Here is a 17,482-nt window from a genome sequence, read left to right as displayed (position 1 = left end):
AAAATATGCCTATAAAATATTGGTGTCAGGCACCACTTAAAACATGAAAAAAAGCCCCATCGCTTGTAGGTAGACGATACAGCAATTGGGCTTTTACGGTTTGTGATTTATTGGTTTAGTTTTATTTCTTCTGTTCGTTTTTCGCCGTAGATGCCCTTTGACTCGATAAATCTCTGGATTCTTTTCAGGGCTTCTTGCAGCTGTGGCATGGAGGCTGCGTAGGAACAGCGAATATAACCTTCTCCACTTTCTCCAAACACATTGCCGGGCACGACTGCGACTTTTTCCTTCATCAGTAGTTCTTCGGCGAATTGTTCGGAACTGAGGCCAGTTGCTTTGATCGAAGGAAAGACATAAAAGGCTCCCCCAGGTGTGTGACAGTCCAAGCCGATTTTATTCAAGGTATGCACGACATAGTTCCGTCTCATTCGATAGCTTCGTTTCATCGCTTCTACTTCATGAAAAGTATTCCTTAGTGCTTCAATAGCGCCGTATTGGAGCATGGTCGGAGCACACATCGTCGTATATTGAAAAATTTTCAACATGACCTCAACAAATTCCTTAGGGGCAGCGAGCATGCCTAATCTCCAGCCGGTCATCGCAAAGCCTTTTGAGAATCCATTGATTAAAATCGTTCGCTCGTACATGCCTTCAATTGTTGCAAAGCTTGTATACGTTTCTTCATAGGTTAATTCTGCATAGATCTCGTCGGAAATAACAATTAAATCATGTTTTTCAACAATGGCGGCAATTTCTTTCAGTTCTTCTTTGTTTAGGGTACTGCCCGTTGGATTGTTGGGCGAGCAAAACAAAATGGCTTTCGTTTTTTCTGTAATTTCCCCTTCTAACTGCTCGGGTGTTAATTTAAAACCATTCGCAGGCGAGGTAGAAATGGCGATTGGTGTCCCGCCGGCAATCGAAACCAAGGGAGCATAAGAAACAAACGCTGGTTCAACAATCAATACTTCATCACCCTGGTTTAGAATGGCGCGAAAGGCTAGGTCGATTGCCTGGCTTGCTCCGACAGTGACGATAATTTGGTTTGTTGGATCATAATTGACTGCAAATCTTGTTCCGAGATAATTAGAGATCTCCTGCCGCAATTCTAGTAAGCCAGGATTCGCGGTATAGGCGGTATTGCCTTGTTCCAGCGATAAAATGGCGGCCTCTCTAATGTTCCAAGGCGTAATGAAGTCTGGTTCGCCAACGCCTAAAGAAATCACGTCTTTCATACCGGCAGCTAAATCGAAGAATTTTCTGATCCCAGATGGCTGTAATTCTCTAGCAGTTTCAGATATATAGTGGGAGTAATCTTTTCTCATGGTGTAATCACCATTCTCCTGTCTTTCTCATCGCCGCCGCCAAAAATCACCCCATCATGTTTGTATTTTTTTAACATGAAATGGGTTGTGGTTGAAATGACATTATCAATCGTTGATAGTTTTTCCGATACAAAGGACGCGATTTGATTCATGGTTTGACCTTCAATGGTGATCGATAAATCGTAGGCACCACTCATGAGGTAAAGAGATGTTACCTCTGGAAAACGATAAATTCTTTCGGCGACCTCATCGAATCCAACTCCGCGCTTCGGTGTTACTTTAACATCGATCATCGCAATGATATTTTCCTGCCCCTCGACTTTGCTCCAATCGATTAAGGCCGGGTAACTGACAATTACTTTTTCTTCTTCTAATTTTTTAATGATATTTCTTACGGTTTCTTCGCTGCTCATCACCATTAAGGCGATTGTTTCTTCTGAGATTTTGTGATTTTCTTCGATCAGTCTTAATATTTCGAGTTCTTCATTACTTAATTTCATCGGGTGCCTCCAAATTTATATTTCATATTAATGATTTTATAGGAGGAAGCTTTTTAACTCAAATGAAAGTGGAGTGATTATTCGATTTTTTTAAAATCATTTAAGAATTATAAGAACAATGGATTAGCAGATAAAAAAAGAAAGGTTGAAATGGACTAGTCTATTTAAACGTTTTGCTAAATTATTGTGAAAATTATAAATAATTAGTTAATGATTGTAAAGAATGAGTGATTCTTCTTCTTTTTCTCACAGATTTTTATATCATGAGATTGTACTAAAATTTGAAACAATCAAGGAGGAAGAAAAAATGAAGGATCTAAAAAATTGGATGTTAGTGTTAATGGCGTCTTTCATGTTGGTAGGAGTTGCCTCAGGTTGTAGCAATACAAAGACAGATGCGGATACAGAGCAAAATCAAGATTCAGGCGATACTGGTTCCCCAGACAGCGGAACTGAACAAGAGTCAGGAAAATAAGGGAAATAATAAAAAAGTAACCAATCAGAATTTACAATAAATCATGCTCTAACTGGGAAACTCGTATGTAAAAACGAAATTTCTACTGGATTAAAAAGAGCAGCTAACAGGGTGACCTAAACTTTTAGGCACCTTGTTTTTTTTACTTATTTTTTCTGGGCATATAGGCAGATGTCGACTGAGTTAAAACTACTAAATGAGAAAAAAACAACCCTAAAATTTTCCTATTTTTCTTTATATTTCTTTAACTCTACTTAACTTCTATTTTACAAAGCGGGAGTAGGATGGAGCGTGTAAGGACTACATATTAATAAGGAGATGTTTTTATGAAACGCAAAAAGATACTGGCAGCATCGCTGGCTACTTTGCTTCTTGGTTCAACGTCAGCCTATGCAGGTTACACACAATTTGTTGGACCTAAGGCAGATGGAACGGCAGTTACCTCTCATGGGTGGCCCGTTACTCCTTCTGGTAACCAAGTAACGCTTGGTGATTTCCCAATGGGTGGTGTATTAAGCCCGGATCACCGTTATCTTATTGTTTCCAACGATGGACAAGGGGAACAATCTCTTCAAGTGGTTGACGTTAACACCCAGAAGGTCGTACAGACCATTCCATACAAATCTCCTGAATCCCTCTATTTTGGGGTCGCATTTAGCAGCGATGGAAAAACCGTCTATGCATCAGCAGGAGGGAATAACAAGATCCGTGTCTATGGATTTGAAAATGGAACGTTAACTGAACAATCTCCAATTATGCTTAAAGATAGTAGCAAAACAAACTTTTATCCTGCTGGAATTTCCGTTTCAAGGGATGGAAAGTCGCTCTTTGTTGCGAATAATTTAAATCATTCCGTTTCAAAAATAGACCTTGCCACAAATCAAATCGTAAAGACAACCGCTGTTGGGAAACATCCGTATGCAGCTGTAATGAGCAATGATGGGAAATCCCTTTATGTCAGCAACTGGGGTGAAAGCAGCATTAGTGTGGTCGATCCAGAAACGCTGACGATCAAAGGCACCATTCCAGTAGGGCTGCATCCGAATGCGATTATTGAAAATGCGGCGAACGGCATGATCTATGTATCCAATTCCGACAGCGATTCCGTTTCAATCATCGACACGAAACAACAAAAAGAAATCAAAACCATTTCGCTTAGCCCATATAAAAATGCTCCTGCGGGAAGCCAGCCTAATGCTCTAACATTAAGCGAGGATAGCAAAACTTTATACGTTACCAACGGTGGAAATAACGACGTAGCGGTCATTGACCTGCAAAAAGGAGAAGTGAAGGGGTTAATTCCAACCGCCTGGTATCCAAGTGGTATCTATTTACATGATGACAAATTGATGGTTTTGAATGCCAAGGGCCTTGGTGCTGGTTCCAACCGAGAAGGCCAGTACATCGGTAATATGATGAAAGGAACCATGTCTTTTATCGATGTTCCGGATGATAAACAGCTGAAGAAATATACGAAACAAGTAGAAAAGAATAATGAAGTATATAAACCAACAGGATTCAGTGGAAGTGAAAAATTCCCAATCCCGCGCTTTGAAGGACAAGAATCACCGATTAAGCATGTCATTTATGTTATCAAGGAAAATCGTACGTATGACCAAGTATTTGGCGATATGGAAAAAGGAAATGGCGACCCGAGCTTAACCATCTTTGGTAAAGATATTACACCGAATATTCATAAGCTGGCCGATCAATTCGTTTTATTAGACAATTTTTATGCGAATGCTGAAATCAGTGCTCAGGGACATAACTGGTCTACCGCTGCACAGTCCAACGACTATGTAGAGAAAAACTGGCTTGCAAACTATTCAGGTCGTAACCGCGGCTATGACTTTGAAGGAGGCAATGAAGCGGCCTATCCAAAAGCGGGATTCTTATGGACGAATGCAAGTCGCTCGGGTGTATCATTCAGAAGCTATGGTGAATTCGTCAATTATGACAAAAATACAGGGAAATATGTAGCAGCTGAAGCTAGCATGGGCAATAATTTTGACCCTGACTACCCTTCCTATAATCTTAAAATTTCAGATCTTACCCGCTTAGATGCGTGGAAAGAAGAATTTAAGCAATATGAAGCGAATGGGAATCTGCCACAGCTGCAAATCGTTCGCCTGCCTAACGACCATACCCTTGGAACAAAACCAGGAGAACTAACACCACAAGCCATGGTGGCACAAAACGATTATGCGCTTGGTCAACTTGTCGATATGGTTAGTAACTCTTCTTATTGGAAGGATACTGCTATTTTTGTTACCGAAGATGATGCACAGAATGGTTGGGATTCAGTGGACGCTCACCGGACTACATCACTTGTGATCAGCCCTTACACCCAAACAGGCAGAGTAGACAGCACCATGTATGATACAACATCGATGCTTCGCACGATGGAAATGATTTTAGGTATGAAACCTATGACACAGTTTGATGCATCAGCGGTGCCAATGGTCAATTCGTTCACCCAGAAACCTAACTTTTCTCCATTTAAGGTGGAAGAACCAACTTATCCACTTGATCGTAAAAATGGAGAAACGGCACCGATGGCTCAAGAATCTAAAAAACTAGATTTCTCTGGAGTTGACCATGCCGATTCGGAAAAATTGAACAAGATTCTCTGGAAAGCTACAAAAGGTGATAAACCTTATCCAGGAGAAAAAAAGAATAATTAAATAATGTAAGGAGGGTGACCCTAAAGCAGGGTGTCAGGCACCATTCATAAAATGCTGTAAATTCGCCACTTTTAATACAGTATTCTGTCAGTGAGACCAGACACTATGGGTAACCCTTTTATTTTTGCAATTATAAAAATTACTATTTTAAAAGGATGGTTTAAATAATGATTCGATTTATTGAAGGATCGATGAAACGGTCCGTATTGATCCTAACATGTGTGGTTCTAATTATCGCCTGGGGTGCCATGTCTGCCGTGCAGATGCAGCGGGATTACTTACCTCCGATCAACAATACTGCCCTAATGGTCACGATTCAAGCAGATCAATATCAATCTGATCAGGTCAAACAACTCCTTACCGCAAAGGTTGAGGAAGCGGTCGGATCTGTTGATAAGCTTGATTATCTGGAAACAAACTCATTTGATGGCGGTTTAATGGCGAGCCTCTATTTTCCAGGCCACACCGATATGGAAAAGGCAGAAACTGAAGTGAGGGCGGCGGTTAATAAAATTAACTTGCCGAACGGTGTGAAAACGCCGTTGATTACACGGGTCAGTACGAACTCTTTTCCGGTCATGCGAGTAAGCTTGACGAGTGCTGCCGGAAAAATTGATGAAAATCAATTACGTACATCTATTCAAGATCAAGTGGCCAATGAAATCAAGCGTGTTCCAGGAGTAAGAGAAGTACGTGTCACCGGGGCAGGGACTTCCGGATACGTGTTGACTTTGAAAGCAAATGCCCTCCAAAAATATGGGTTAACCATAAAAGACGTACAAGATGCTCTTGCTTCCATTCATCCAGAATGGCCGCAGGGAACCATCAAAGAAAAGGGCGGACCTGATGGCCAAATCTCCATGCCAATCCGTGTGACTGATTGGACTCTTAATAGTGATGACTTAAAAAGTGTAAAGATTCCTGTTAGCGGGGGGATCACAGTAAGTTTACAGGAAGTAGCAGACATTGAGAGCAGTATTGTTGACTTACAGACGATTTCTAGAACAGCAGGGCAGCCGAGTGTTCTGCTCGATGTCTTAAAGACACCTTCTTCAAACATTACCGATGTGACTGAACGAATCAACGAAAGGATTAAAGAAATACCAGAAATCAAGTCAGGAACAGTCGATATTTCTATTCTTTTGGACCAGGGAAAAGACATAAACGCTGCTTTGAAGGGTCTGATTAAAGAGGGGTTATTGGGGATTTTGTTCTCGATCATCTGTGTATTTTTATTTTTCAGGAATGTCCGGTCGACATTGATTATTGCCTTATCCTTGCCAATTTGCCTTCTTGGTGCAACAGCGATCTTAAAAGCGATGGATGTTAGTTTGAATATCTTAACCATTTCTGGATTAATTGTTGCGATGGGCCGAGTCGTAGATGATTCGATCGTTGTCATCGATAATATGTACAGGAAACAAATGGAAAAATACAACGGACAGATATCAGCTCGGAACTTGGCTAGCGGGGTAGTGGAAATGATCCCAGCGATTGTTTCCTCCACTGCAACCACCGTTGCTGTGTTTCTTCCAATTAGTATCATCGGCGGGATGATTAGTTCGGCTTTTTCTGGATTTGCCTGGTCAGTTGTCATCGCCCTAGTGACATCTCTTGCCGTTTCTATTATTGTCGTCCCAGCGTTAGCTTACTTATTATGGGAGGAATTTCCAATAAATAGGTCAGTAGAAATGGAGAAAAGGGCGCAAAACCTTCTTCATTGGGCATTTCTGAGGAGAAAAGTGGTAGTAGGACTTGCTGTGGTGCTTTTTGCCATCACCATAGCAGAAGCCGTATTTCTGCCGGTTAACTTTTTTCCAAGAGGAAATTCAAAGGATATAGCCATCCAGGTCGAGCTCCCTGAAGGTGTGCAGCTATCTGATGTGGATGCGGAAGTAAAAAATATCGAAACCATCTTAAAAAATGATCCTGAGGTAGATACCTACACTTCGACTCTCGGTTCGACATTTACACCGATGTTTGATGATGTCTTTGATGAAGGCGGCGGTTGGATGCAAAAGCAGAATATTGCCAATATTTCAGTTGGAATCAAAGATAAAAGCGACATCGATTCATTTGTAAAAAAAATGCGCCAGCAATTTGGCAGATTATCCACAACTGCCGTCTATACCGTTTCTAATCAAAATATTTCTGGAGATGATTCCCGCTTAAAGGTCATTTTAACCGGGGCTGACCAGCAAAACCTTGCCAAAGCTAGCATTATGGTAAGAAGTAAACTTCAGATGATCCCTGGTTTAAGTATTGAAGGAGCGGCAAATGATGCCGATACATCAATGAAACATTATCTTTCACTTAAGCAGGAAGAAATTCAACGCTTGGGTATAAATGTCGATGAAGTTCTTAATCGGATTGATCGCTATTTACCTAAAGACGTTAGGATGGCTGTTTCCTACGGTGACCTGACTACCCCAATTGCCCTTCGGTTAGACAATCAGGAAAGTCTAGTTGCAGCTGGTGACCCGGATCCTGAAAAAACGATTCTATCAAAAATTGGCCATGAAATGTTTACTGCCAAGGACGGTTCAAAGGTGTCGTTGGCGGAAATTACAACCTTGGAGATCAGTTCCCAAACGGTGATCAGTGAGCGGGAAGGTCGTCCATTTGCTGCCGTGACGGGAAATATTATTACTCGCGACATTGGAAAAGTTACAAAACAAGTAAATGAAACAATGAAAGGTTTGGACCTGCCTTCTGGCATTGACTATTCGCTTGGAGGGATCTCTCAGCAAGTCAAGCAAATGGTGATTGAGATGAGCCTTGCTCTGGCCCTGTCTCTTTTGCTAGTCCTGATGATTGTAAGTGCAGTTTTTCGCGGCTGGCATGCACCGGTTTCGGTCATCGTGTGCATTCCTTTGGCGTTAATAGGATCGGTTTGGAGCATGGCCTTCATCGGAATGGAGTGGAATCTAGCCGCATTGATTGGAATATTGATGCTCGCTGGTATTGTCGTCACCAACGGAATTGTCCTTGTCGATAAAATTGAACGTAACCTTTCAGAAGGGATGGAGCCCAAGCAGGCGATTCTGGAAGGAACCTCTACAAGGGTTCGACCCGTGTTAATGACTGCAGGAACTACCATCTTAACCTTGCTTCCCTTAGCTTTCTCAGGTAACGGGAATACGATTATTTCACAAACTCTTGGTGTTGTGGTCGTGGGCGGCATGATTAGCTCGACACTGATTAGCCTCGTGGTGATCCCGATTATGTACGATTGGCTGAGTGGAAAAGTCAGAGAAATAAAGACTAAGCAGCACCCTTTATCAGCTTAAAATACTAGAAAGCAAATATCACCTGCTTAAGAAGGCCGGATATTTTTATTTAATGAAAGAAAGGTAGGTTTTAAGAAAGAAGGACAACTAGCAATTCAAATTTACAAACAACATGATATCTTTACAAAACTATACAAATCATTAATACTCGGTTAACAAAAAAGGATTAATCTAAAACACGTAAACAACAACATAATTCATAGGGGGATTTAAAGATATGAAAAGTTTGAAAAAATTAAGCCTGCTTACATTGCTAGCTGCGTTAATGGTTTTCATGGCTGCTTGTGGAGGCACAACTTCTACAGACAAGACAGCAGGAACTGCGAAGAAAGAAACGGCAAAGACTGAAGAAACGAAAGAACTTTCTGGCTCATTAAGTATTTCCGGCTCCTCGGCAATGCAGCCTTTAGTGGCAGCGGCAGCTGAAGAATTTATGGCTAATAATCCTAAAGTTGATATTCAAGTAAATGCTGGTGGATCTGGTACAGGCTTATCACAAGTTGCTGAAGGATCCGTTCAAATTGGTAACTCAGACGTTTTTGCAGAAGAAAAAGAAGGTATCCCGGCTGATCAGCTTGTTGACCATAAAGTAGCTGTGGTAGGTATGACTGCTGCTGTTAACCCTAAAGTAGGGATTAAAGATATTAAAAAAGCTGATTTAATTAAAGTTTTCACTGGAAAAATCACAAACTGGAAAGAACTTGGCGGTGCCGATCAAAAAATCGTTCTTGTAAACCGTCCTGACTCTTCAGGAACTCGTGCTGTATTCAATAAGTTTGCCCTTGATGGTGCAACACCTGCTGAAGGAATTACCGAAGATTCTTCAAACACAGTTAAAAAGATTATTAACGAAACTGACGGTGCCATTGGTTACCTAGCATTCTCATACTTTACTGACGAATCTGTTACTCCTCTTGCCATCGATGGTGTTGAACCAACTGCAGAAAATGTACAATCTGGTGAATTCCCAGTTTGGGCTTATCAACATTCATATACTAAAGGTGAGCCAGATGAGGTATCTAAAGCATTCTTCGATTATATGATGAGTGATGATGTTCAAAATAATTTATTAAAAGAACAAGGCTACCTGCCTGTAACAGAAATGACAGTCGAACGTGACGCAGAAGGTAATCAAAAGGATATTTAAGATATAAAAAAGCCTAAATTCCATTTAGTCCAAGGAATTAAGGCTTTTTTATTATTAAAATAAGATTGAACCTGGGTGTCAGGCACCATGTGAAATTTTCACATGGTGCCTGACACCCTTCATTTTATTCTTAAGGATAAGTTAAGGAACCGACAAGATAATAGGCTCATCAAATAAAAATTTCCCTGGTGTCGGAGGGGTAATGCAGCAGGGAGCAAAAGGAGTATATAGAAATGAAAAAGTTGATTTGGATTCTCATAGGTGTTTTGGTGATTGGCTTTGTCGGGTTTCAATACTATAAATCGAAAACAGTCAGCACGGAGACAACGGCTCAAACTCGAACCGCCGTTGTTCAACAAGGCAAACTCGAAGTGAAGATTAGTGGATCTGGCACCGTTGCACCAGTGACTAGTGAAGACATTAAATCGACGGTCGATAATGATGAAATTGATGAAGTGTTAGTTTCTGCAGGAGATACCGTAAGTGAGGGAGATGAGTTGATTACCTTCACAGATGATAGTGACTCGATTACGGCCCCAGCCGATGGTAAGATTACAACCATTTCCGTTACAGATGGAGAACGGGTTACAAATGGACAGGTTATCGCTCATCTCACCGATTACGAGAATTTACAAACAGTGGTTCAAGTGGATGAACTAGACATTACTAAGATTAAAAAGAAACAAACCGTTAGCATAACCGTGAGTGCCTATCCTGACACCACTTTTACTGGAAAGGTAACGGATATTGCAGCAGAAGGAACCTCTGCAAACGGGACATCCACTTTTGATGTCACCATTCATATTGATCAACCTAAAAACTTAAAGGTGGGGATGAGTACAGAAGCTAGTATCCTCACCGAGAGTAAGGAAAATGCTCTTTACGTTCCAGTTGATGGGGTGTATTCAAGCAATAATGAGAAATATGTTGTTGTGACTTCCACTTCAACCGATACTAGTTCTGCAAGCAGTACTAGCCAGCAAAAGACCGTGAAAACGGGCATTTCGACTGATGATTATGTAGAACTTACAGAAGGGGTAACGGCAGGCGAAACGATTCAATTACCTGCTCTTGCAACTAGTAGTTCTTCTAACAATCAAAGCGGTAGGATGCAAGGCGGCATGGGCGGAATGGGAGCAATGACTGGCGGTGGAATGCCTCCAAGCGGCGGTGGACAGGGACAAACTAGCACGAGCGGAAAGGGTGGCAATTAATGAGGACTCCAATTATTGAGATAAAAAATATGATGAAGTCCTATAAACTTGGCGGTGAAACGGTCCATGCCCTCAATGATGTGTCATTAGAAATTCAAAAGGGTGAGTTTCTAGCGATTATTGGCCCATCGGGCTCGGGAAAATCGACATTAATGAATATGCTCGGCTGCCTTGACCGACCCAATAAGGGTACCTATCACCTAGATGGCAAAGATATTGGAAAAATGGACGATAACAGCTTGGCAACGATTCGTAATGGTAAGATTGGGTTTATTTTTCAAAACTTTAACTTATTAAGTAAGCTCACAGCACTCGAAAATGTAGAATTGCCATTGTTATATGCCGGTGTATCAACACGAGAAAGGCGCGAGCGCGCTTTAGACGGATTGGATAAGGTGGGCTTGAAGGATCGTGCCGGACATCTTCCGACCCAACTTTCCGGGGGTCAGCAGCAAAGGGTTGCGATTGCGAGAGCGCTTGTTGGGCAGCCGGCGATTCTCCTCGCCGATGAACCAACAGGTGCACTGGATAGTAAAACAAGCAAGGAGATTCTTTTTTTAATGAAGGAATTGAATGAATTAGGACATACGATTATTTTAATCACACATGATCTAGAGATTGCGAAACAAGCAAGAAGAATGGTTAGTATTCAGGATGGCCAGCTCTTTGAGAATGGGGGTGTACTACTTGGGAATCATGCAATCTATTAAGATGGCCCTTCGGAGTATTCGAAGCAATAAACTCCGGGCTGTCCTCACGATGCTCGGTATCATCATAGGGGTCTCGTCTGTCATTGTGCTGGTGTCGATTGCGCAAGGGTCAGCGAAAAACGTCACAAGTCAAATCAATCAATTGGGAACGAACCTTTTGACCGTTAATACCTATAGTACGGACATTGAATTAACCGAGGATAAAATTAGTGAGTTAAGTGATATTGATGGAGTCACAGCTGTTGCACCGGTTGTTTCGGGTCATGTTTATGTGAAGAAGGAGCGGACCTCCTCACAGATTACCTTAACAGGAACGAACGCCGCTTATTCAACGGTACGTGATGCGAAGGTTAGTCAAGGTCGCTTTATTACCGATCTGGACGTAGAATACCGCCAAAAGATTGTTGTTCTTGGCTCAGATACCGCTGCGACGTTTTTTGGCACAGAGAATCCAATCGGCCAATATATCCAGGTGTCAGGCACCTCGTTCAAAGTTGTCGGGGTTTTAGCTTCGAAAGGGAGTTCACTCGGGCAGAGCGGGGATAATGTAGTCATCGTCCCATTAAGCACGGGTCAGCGTTTAGTTGGCAGTACGACAATAAGCACCGTTTATTTGCAAGGGAAAAGCGAGGATCAAATGGATTTCGTCATGAATGAGGTTAAATTGTCACTGGCCAGTATGTATCCCGGCAAAAGTGACTATTATGGCGTAACGAATCAGCAGGATGTGATGGACACGATGAGTTCGGTGTCCGACACGATGACGATGATGCTTGGAGGAATTGCAAGTATATCCTTGCTTGTCGGCGGGATCGGCATCATGAATATTATGCTTGTGTCCGTGTCAGAACGGACGAAGGAAATTGGAATCAGAAAAGCGATTGGCGCGAAAAGGCGTGATGTGCTCTTACAATTCTTAATTGAAGCGGTTGTCTTAAGCTCGATGGGTGGATTGATTGGAATTTTATTCGGATTAGGATTAGGAAAGGTTGTCTCATCACTGATGAGTTTAAGCATCGCTTACTCCCCAACCGTAATTCTATCATCGTTCTTATTCTCGCTTGTGGTCGGGGTCGTCTTCGGCGTATTCCCTGCCAACAAGGCATCCAAACTAAATCCGATTCAAGCACTTCGCTACCAATAAGGACGATAAGGATTACCTCTCTCATTGGCGATGGTGAAATTTTGATCCGCAAATAAAACTAGTAAATTCGCAAATAAAACCGACTTATCCGCAAATAAATCCAGTTAATCCGCAAATAAATGCCAATTTTTCGCAAATAAACTTGATTTTATTAAAAATTAGTAGTTCAAAGCGGCAATTTACAAGAGAGTATCTATAAAAATATAACAAAATGAGGAGAATTTATATGAAAAATACGAGAAAAGCCCATTTATGGATTGGTTTAATTTGTTCTATCTTTATCCTAATCGAGTCAATTACGGGTTTGTTAATGAACGAGCCGTGGTTAATCGGTCAGACACAAATGGAAGGAAATCGAGGCAATTTCCAGCCGGGTCAATTTAATCAAGGTGTAGGACCACAAGGTGCAACCACAAACTCAAGCCAAACAACTGGGCAAACTCAATCGCAGAATCCTGCTAGCAATCAAACGCAGACAAACGGCCAAACTCAAGGACAAACAGGCACAAACGCAACTGGTCAATTCCCTGGACGCATGGGCGCCGGCGGCCCTGGGGGAGAAGGCGGAGCGAGTTCGATCACAAGTATCATTAGAGGTCTTCATGAAGGGAAAGTCGGCACGACTAATGTGAAATGGCTGGTCGACCTAGTTGCACTAGCGATGATCTTCCTAACCGTTTCAGGCATTTACCTATCCTTAAAAGTCCTCAAAGCCGATAAAAAGAGAAAAAGCCGTAAAAATGATGGCCAAGTAGCTTAACAGTCAGGGTGTCAGGCACCATGTGAAAAATTCACATGGTGCCTGGCACTTTTTTACTTTAACGCAAAATATACGTTTTTTCGTCAAAATGCTATAATAAAAAAGGTAATTGAAATTCTAGCTAAGGGGAAATGAATATGATTCTCGTCGTTGGCGGAGCAGGTTACATTGGTAGCCATCTTGTAAAGGAATTAGTAGAAAAAGAAGAGGTTCTCGTTCTCGATAATTTATCGACTGGTCACCGCGCAGCAGTTGATAGCCGGGCCGTTTTTGTCGAAGGTGATCTTGGCAATGAAGAAGATTTACAAATGATCTTCAAGAGTTATCCCATCAAGGCGGTTATGCACTTTGCTGCCTTTAGTTTGGTAGGGGAGTCTGTTGTGGATCCTTTGAAATATTATCAGAATAACGTGGCGTCCACACTTACCTTGTTAAAAGTGATGATGAAAAACAACGTAAAAAACTTTATTTTCTCTTCCACTGCAGCTACCTATGGAATTCCTGATGTGGAGTTGATTGATGAAACAACTCCAACCAGACCGATTAATCCGTATGGACATTCCAAACTGATGATCGAACAAATCCTGTCTGATTTCTCAAAATCTTATGGATTGAATTATGTGGTCTTACGTTACTTTAATGCTGCAGGAGCCCACGAATCAGCAGTAATTGGCGAGAGTCATGACCCAGAAACACATTTAATTCCGATTGTCCTTCAACAACTGTTAGGCCAGCGGGAGAAAGTATCTGTCTTCGGATCTGATTATGATACAGCTGATGGTACTTGTATTCGCGATTATATCCATGTGACTGATTTAGCCAGTGCCCATATCCTCGCACTCGAGGCGTTATTAACAGGGAAGAAATCGGCTGAGGTTTATAATCTTGGCAACGGTCTTGGCTATTCTGTTAAGGAAGTCATTGAAACATGTGAAAAAGTTACCGGTGTGGAGGCAAACGTAGAAATGGCTGACCGCCGTGCCGGAGATCCTGCTATGCTTGTCGCTTCCTCTCAGAAAATTCTTAGCGAACTAGGCTGGAAGGCTGAACGGAATCTGGAACGAATTATTGCAGATGCGTGGAATTGGCATCAGAAACAAACATATTAATTGGCAGCTCTGTCTACTTATGTGGGCGGGGCTTTTTTTATATTAGATTCCTGGCGAAGCGGCGGATGTTATAGATTAAAATGCAGTGAGAATTTAATGTTCTTGAAGCATTTTTTTATCTTGATTTTTTGGCCTAATTTGTAGTTTGATGGTTATCACTTACTAGGTTAAGATTAGGATATAAATTTCGTTAAGGGGTTCTTTCTTATGAAGAAAACGTTGAAGGATATTTTGTATATATTGCTAGGATCACTTATTTTTGCATTGGGTGTCAATTATTTCACGATCCCGAATCATCTATCAGAAGGCGGGATTTTAGGGATTACGATCATTGCCCATTACTTATTTGATTGGTCGCCAGGTGTCGTAAATTTTGTATTGAATGCAGTGCTGCTCGCGGTCGGTTATAAATTTTTTGAAAAAAGATCGATTATTTATACGCTAATTTCAATTGCAGCGTGCTCGCTATGTTTATTTTTAACCGAGGATATTGGACATCAATTAACTGAGGATACGTTTTTGGCCTCAATCTTTGCGGGTTTGCTTGTCGGAGCTGGGTTAGGATTGATTTTCCGGACGGGAGGAACCTCGGGAGGATCGACAATATTAGCTAGATTGGCGAACCAATTGCTAGGTTGGAGCATTGGGAAAGGCATGCTAATTATTGATATTTTAGTAGTGGTTGGCTCGATTTTCATCATTGGTTTGGAAAAAGCGATGTATACGCTGTTGATTGTGTTCATCGGAGCGAAGGCGATCGATTTCATTGTCGAAGGACTCGATGAAAAGGTAGCAGTGATGATTATTTCTAATTCTCCTGAACAGGTCTTGGCCAACATCACCAGTCGGATGTCGCGTGGATTAACCGTTTTAGACGGACGAGGGGGCTATAGCGGTCAGAACAGAGAAGTCCTTTATATCGTCATCAATAAGCAGGAAATCGTCCAACTGAAAAGTATTATTAAGGAAGTAGATGAAAACGCCTATGTCACCGTCCATAATGTCCATGAAATGATCGGGCATGGATACAAGGCGAGTAAAAAAGGTGCCTGACACCCGGAGTGGGTATCAGGCATTTTCTATATTTTCTCCACACTTACTCTCCCTGAGAAGAAGGTGGCACCGCCGCCCATATCGGCGATACGGTCTGGGGTGAGGGCGTTTACTAACTGTTTTGAGTCAACGGAATCCGCCCAAAGTCCTTGCGTAACGACGACTCCAGGAAGAACATGATCTCCGACAGCCGCCTTTAGCCTGCATTCTCCTCGATCGTTCCAGACACGGACAATATCTCCATCTACAATCCCCGCCGTGAAAGCATCCTGATGATTCATATACACCTTTGGTTCTTTTTCCAAGCTGATGTGCTTTGGATTGTTGGAAAAGGTAGAGTTTAAGAAATTATGATTCGGGCCAGGAACAAACTGATACGGATGATCCCCGTCGTTTACTAATGGTACATAAGTTGGCAATGGGAGATAGCCATCCTCTTGCATCTTCTGTGAAAATAATTCGATTTTTCCACTAGGGGTTGGCAGGTTCCCAGGAAAAATCGGTTTCAACTTGGCTTTCATAAATTGATGCTCAACTAATGCTTCGTAAGTAATTTCTTCCAAATATGGATTGCGCGGATTATCAAGGGCTTGAGTAATCATTTGTGCCTCAGTCTCTTGGAAAAGCGGTTCATTAAAGCCCATTCCCTTTGCGAGTAGCCTGAACACATCGACATTCGATTTTGACTCAGCAAATGGTGCAATAACGGGCTGCTGCAGTTGAATGTAATGATGCCAATACGATGTGTAGATGTCAGTGTTTTCAAAGGAGGATGTCGCTGGTAAAACGATATCCGCGTATTTGGCTGTCTCTGTTAAAAATAAATCATGGACCACGGTAAATAAGTCTTCCCGCGCTAGCCCATTTCGGACTTTAGTAGACTCAGGTGCGACCACGGCAGGATTCGAACCGTACACATAAAGTGATTTCACAGGAGGGTCTAGCGAAAGTAATGACTCACCAAGTAAATTCATGTTAATCACGCGTGTATGTTTATTTTTTAATAAATCCGGTCGTTGCAAGTGAGCTGTATTCGGAGCAAGGTAGGCTGAATTTCCTTTGATCGTACCGCCGCCTTTGACAAGCCACTGACCAGTGAGAGCAGGAAGGCATGCGACAGTCCGGACAAACATCCCGCCATTGTCGTGATGCTGTGGTCCATTACCGATGCGAATAAAGGATGGTGACGTCTCGCCATATATCCGTGCAAGCTTATAAATATCTTCTACTGGTACACCCGTGATCGCAGAAACCGTGATCGGGTCGTACTGAACGACATGTTCGCGCAGCTCTTCGTGTCCGAGGGTATATTTTTGTAAAAATTCTTGGTTTACTAGGTTTTCAGTAAATAAGATGTGCATCATCCCTAAAGCGAGAGCACTGTCGGTTCCGGGCAATATCGGAATAAACCAATCTGCTAATCTACCAGTTTGATTTTTGTGAACATCGATAACGATGATTTTGGCGCCATTTTGTTTGCGGGCTTTTTGAGCTAATGCGACTTGATGCATGTTGGTGCTCGCCGCATTAACGCCCCAAAAGATGAATAGTTTGGAATGAAGCGTATCCTCAGGGTCGGTTCCGATACTGCCACCCATGGTATATTTATAGCCAACCGAACCAGCAGCTGAACAGATGGTTTGATCTAACCGCGATGCACCGAGGCGATGGAAGAAACGGCGGTCCATTCCCTCGGCATTAAGCCTGCCCATGTTTCCGTAAAAACTGTAAGGAAGAATGCTTTCCGGTCCATTGGATTCGATCAACTCTTTCCAACGGGAAGTAATGGTCTGGATGGCTTCCTCCCAGCTGATTTGTTCAAATTTACCCTCGCCCTTTGGGCCCGTCCGTTTCAATGGGAATTTTAGGCGGTTTTCATCATAAATCCGTTCCGTCATATTCCGGACTTTGTTACAGATATGCCCTTTGGTGACCGGGTGCGCAGGATCGCCTTCCACTTTAATAACCTTCCCATCTTCCTTATGTAGAAGTAAACCGCACTGATCCGGGCAATCCAGCGGACAAACCGCATGAAAAACACCATCTCGTTCATCTATAAAAGAAGCCATAGCTT

Annotated in this window: 13 protein-coding genes; 10 read left to right on the top strand and 3 right to left on the bottom strand. The window is 42.2% G+C overall.

All coding sequences use genetic code 11. The features are described from left to right. Positions 1–107: 107 nt before the first annotated feature. Positions 108–1,322, bottom strand: coding sequence for an aminotransferase (locus J7E77_RS23585; protein WP_214717269.1), 1,215 nt, complete (start codon positions 1,320–1,322; stop codon positions 108–110). After that, complete coding sequence (locus J7E77_RS23580; RefSeq protein WP_214717268.1) at positions 1,319–1,822, bottom strand: Lrp/AsnC family transcriptional regulator; 504 nt, start codon at positions 1,820–1,822, stop codon at positions 1,319–1,321. Before J7E77_RS23580 ends, J7E77_RS23585 begins: the two co-directional genes overlap by 4 nt. 307 nt (positions 1,823–2,129) lie before the next feature. Here J7E77_RS23580 and J7E77_RS23575 point away from each other — a divergent pair, with 307 nt between their 5' ends. The 10 genes from J7E77_RS23575 to J7E77_RS23530 all read left to right on the top strand — a co-directional run bounded on the left by J7E77_RS23575 (position 2,130) and on the right by J7E77_RS23530 (position 15,408). Further along, complete coding sequence (locus tag J7E77_RS23575) at positions 2,130–2,297, top strand: hypothetical protein (protein WP_214717267.1); 168 nt, start codon at positions 2,130–2,132, stop codon at positions 2,295–2,297. A gap of 326 nt (positions 2,298–2,623) precedes the next feature. After that, the gene (locus J7E77_RS23570) at positions 2,624–4,981 is read left to right on the top strand and encodes a bifunctional YncE family protein/alkaline phosphatase family protein (protein WP_214717266.1); all 2,358 of its coding nucleotides are present in this window, start codon (positions 2,624–2,626) and stop codon (positions 4,979–4,981) included. A gap of 167 nt (positions 4,982–5,148) precedes the next feature. Beyond that, positions 5,149–8,271, top strand: a complete 3,123-nt coding sequence (locus J7E77_RS23565) for an efflux RND transporter permease subunit (RefSeq protein WP_214717265.1) — start codon at positions 5,149–5,151, stop codon at positions 8,269–8,271. A gap of 217 nt (positions 8,272–8,488) precedes the next feature. Next, positions 8,489–9,418: a phosphate ABC transporter substrate-binding protein gene (locus J7E77_RS23560; protein WP_214717264.1), complete on the top strand. Its 930-nt coding sequence runs from the start codon at positions 8,489–8,491 to the stop codon at positions 9,416–9,418. A 233-nt stretch (positions 9,419–9,651) separates the two neighbouring features. Beyond that, positions 9,652–10,632, top strand: coding sequence for an efflux RND transporter periplasmic adaptor subunit (locus J7E77_RS23555; protein ID WP_214717263.1), 981 nt, complete (start codon positions 9,652–9,654; stop codon positions 10,630–10,632). Continuing rightward, positions 10,632–11,342, top strand: coding sequence for an ABC transporter ATP-binding protein (locus J7E77_RS23550; protein ID WP_251026481.1), 711 nt, complete (start codon positions 10,632–10,634; stop codon positions 11,340–11,342). The genes J7E77_RS23555 and J7E77_RS23550 overlap by 1 nt, the downstream gene beginning before the upstream one ends. Then, the gene (locus tag J7E77_RS23545; RefSeq protein ID WP_251028167.1) at positions 11,320–12,486 is read left to right on the top strand and encodes an ABC transporter permease; all 1,167 of its coding nucleotides are present in this window, start codon (positions 11,320–11,322) and stop codon (positions 12,484–12,486) included. The genes J7E77_RS23550 and J7E77_RS23545 overlap by 23 nt, the downstream gene beginning before the upstream one ends. Positions 12,487–12,712: 226 nt before the next feature. Continuing rightward, the gene (locus J7E77_RS23540; protein ID WP_214717262.1) at positions 12,713–13,246 is read left to right on the top strand and encodes a PepSY-associated TM helix domain-containing protein; all 534 of its coding nucleotides are present in this window, start codon (positions 12,713–12,715) and stop codon (positions 13,244–13,246) included. 137 nt (positions 13,247–13,383) lie between these two features. Beyond that, positions 13,384–14,355 (top strand): UDP-glucose 4-epimerase GalE, encoded by a 972-nt coding sequence (gene galE, locus J7E77_RS23535; RefSeq protein WP_214717261.1) that lies wholly within the window; start codon positions 13,384–13,386, stop codon positions 14,353–14,355. A 207-nt stretch (positions 14,356–14,562) separates the two neighbouring features. Further along, the gene (locus tag J7E77_RS23530; protein ID WP_214717260.1) at positions 14,563–15,408 is read left to right on the top strand and encodes a YitT family protein; all 846 of its coding nucleotides are present in this window, start codon (positions 14,563–14,565) and stop codon (positions 15,406–15,408) included. A 26-nt stretch (positions 15,409–15,434) separates the two neighbouring features. On the opposite strand, the gene J7E77_RS23525 is transcribed toward J7E77_RS23530, so the two are convergent. Then, positions 15,435–17,477 (bottom strand): molybdopterin-containing oxidoreductase family protein, encoded by a 2,043-nt coding sequence (locus J7E77_RS23525; RefSeq protein ID WP_214717259.1) that lies wholly within the window; start codon positions 17,475–17,477, stop codon positions 15,435–15,437. Between the last annotated feature and the right edge of the window lie 5 nt (positions 17,478–17,482).

It is taken from the genome of Bacillus sp. ISL-77 (assembly GCF_018613105.1).
This window is presented reverse-complemented; position numbering and strand designations above follow the sequence as displayed.